This is a genomic window from Achromobacter sp. (assembly GCF_036567245.1).
Taxonomy (GTDB): Bacteria; Pseudomonadota; Gammaproteobacteria; order Burkholderiales; family Burkholderiaceae_B; genus Achromobacter.
Genome location: NZ_DATCUY010000643.1, coordinates 1 through 2,495, shown reverse-complemented (window position 1 = coordinate 2,495; position 2,495 = coordinate 1). Strand labels below are relative to the sequence as shown.

Sequence of the window (2,495 nt, the reverse complement as noted above, 5' to 3'; positions counted from 1 at the left end):
TGGTCGGCAAGGGGCAGACGTTCCGTCACGGCCCACCGGAACACGCCCTGCCCCCGCGCGCGCACCGTGTAGAAGCCGTCCTCCGGCGCCACCAGCATCAACGCTCCGGCCGGCTTTTCCCGGTCGCTCAGTCGGCGCACGTGCTGGCCGGCGCTGTCCAACAGATCCAGGGTCACGCCGGAATCGGCGGCCCAGGTACCCGCAAGGAACTCACCCTTCTGCAGCGAAATCCGCTCGTCCACGTGGGCCTCGGGCGTCACGGCGCCCTGCTTGGACTGCGCCATGGCCAAGCCCGGCGTCACGACGGCCATCGAGACCGCCAGCGTCGCCGACGACATCCAATCCCGCCATTTCAATCTGTTCTTTTTACGCATATTCATCCGTTCATTGGTTCATGGCGCATTCGCCGCGATCCGCTATCCCTCACGCTCAGCGAGCCGTCTCGGCGCCCACGCGCTGTCGGCCTCGCCCCGCCCGATCCTGCGCGCGCAGGCCTTTGCCATCCAGGCAAACGCCAGCGCTGCCGCCAATGCCGTCGCATCCACTGTCAGCGCCGCGGCCGACGTGTGCGCCCAAAGCCCGGAGGCGGGAAGCAGGCCGCCCACCAGCGAGGTCGCCGGTATCGCCAGCGTCAACGCTGCCGCCAGCCATAGCAGGTGTACGCCCGCGGCCGCGCCCCCGCGCAGGAAAGCCCAGGCCAAGCTGGCAAAGAACGCCGCGTAGTACAGCCCCTGGAGCCAGGCATTTAGATCGCCGACATGCCCGCTCAACCATTTGGACGCGGCCATCATCAACGAAATGCCGCACACGCATCCCAGGCAGACGCCCACGGTCGCGGACGCCATCAGCCGTGTGTCCAACCGCTGCACCGGAACCTCGCCGGTCTGCCGGTTGGCGCGCTTGCGGCGCGTTTCTATCCACAGCAGGTTGCCGCTATAGAACAGCCATGCGCCCGCCAACCCCAGCAGGAAGTAGAGCCACTGCACCGCCGCACCGCCGAAGGAAGCCATGTGCAGCGCGAAGAAACTGCTGACCCAAAGGTTGGGCGCGTCCTGCCCGCCCGGCAGATAGTCGCGATTGAGCACCTTCCCGGTGTAAGGATCGAGCGCCACGAAGCCGCCCCGCGCGCGTGGCGATACCGCGCTGTCGTCCCTGCCCCAGACGCGCACGATGGCGCGCGGGCCGGCGACTTGCTGATACTGCAATGTGTCGGGCACGAAGCCCGGCGCCAACTCACGCGCCTGGGCCAGCAGTTCCCGGGGCGTCAGCATGTCTGCAGGATTCCTGGTCTCTCCGCCCGGTGCGCCGCCACCGGACCGCTGGAAGACCGATTCCAGCTTGCCTTCGTATATCAGCTTGTCCTGCAAGTCGTAGATGCCGTCGTGAAACGCGAACACCACGGAGCTCAACGCCATGATGATGTGAAAAGGCAATGAGACGATACCCACCACGTTGTGCGCGTCCAGCCACATGCGCTTCAGGTTTTTGCCGACCCGCAGGGCGAAGAAGTCCTTGACCAGCGACGGCAGCAGCACGATCACCCCAGACACCAGCGCGATTGCATAAAGCGAAGCGACGATGCCCATGAACCAACGGTTGGGATCACTATCCGCGGGCAGGCCTACCACGCGGTGGAGTACGTCGATGAACGGCATCAGCCCGCTGGGCGCGGACTCCTCCAGCCGCAGTTCACCGCCCGGATCCACATAGGCCACGTAGTGACGGAGCGACGATTCGTCATGATCGTCGGCCTGCCCTTCGCGGACTTCCCAGGCCATACGGGCCGGCACGTGCTCGGCATCCTGCAGATGGATGCTGAATCCCTTGGCCACGTCCGGCCGCGCCGCAAGCGTTCTGGCGATGAGGCCTGGCGCCTCGTTCAGCGGCACGGGTGCGACGGCCGCGGGCGGCGTTGCCCAACGGGTCAGGGGCTCCTTGAACACCGTCAGCGCGCCGGCATAGAAGGCGATGAAGAGCGCCATGCCTGTCAGGATGCCCGTCCAGGTATGGACCGATTTGTAGATGCGTATGTAGTCGGCTCTCATCGTCGCGGGCCCTCCTCAGATCGCCTTGGCAAGAACCAGCCCGCCATAGAGCAGCACGCAGGCGCCGCCCAGCCAGATCCAGGCGCGCAGGCCGCTGGCGAAAAAGTAAACGGTGCTGGCAATGCCGAGCCAGACCGGCGGCACCAGCCACATGGCCAGCTGCGAGCGCGTTGCCAAAGGAACGTCGGCAGTCAACGCGGCAAGCGCCGCGCTGGCGCCCATGGCCAGCGCGAAGCCGAGCAACGCGCCAGCCAGGCTCTTGGATATCCAGTCGCGCCGGATCGGCGCGGGTTTAGCGGGCTTCATGCGTATCGCTTCGGTGTGAGGCTGCCAGCACGCCCAGGTAGGGGATCAAGCTGAAAAACAGCATCAGGGCCGTGCAGAACACGAACACGGCCGCGACGGCAGAGAATGCGCGCAGGCAGCCCCAGCCGCCCGATGCCAGCAGCA

The 2,495-nt window shown here is 66.3% G+C and carries 2 protein-coding genes and 1 pseudogene; all 3 read right to left on the bottom strand.

The window, feature by feature from the left end; translation table 11 throughout:
• Window positions 1–338: pseudogene (locus VIR09_RS27180) on the bottom strand (esterase); the annotation flags it as partial.
• A 78-nt stretch (window positions 339–416) separates the two neighbouring features.
• Window positions 417–2,045 (bottom strand): PepSY-associated TM helix domain-containing protein, encoded by a 1,629-nt coding sequence (locus tag VIR09_RS27175; RefSeq protein WP_332015691.1) that lies wholly within the window; start codon window positions 2,043–2,045, stop codon window positions 417–419.
• 15 nt (window positions 2,046–2,060) lie between these two features.
• Window positions 2,061–2,351 (bottom strand): hypothetical protein, encoded by a 291-nt coding sequence (locus tag VIR09_RS27170; protein WP_332015690.1) that lies wholly within the window; start codon window positions 2,349–2,351, stop codon window positions 2,061–2,063.
• Window positions 2,352–2,495: the final 144 nt, after the last annotated feature.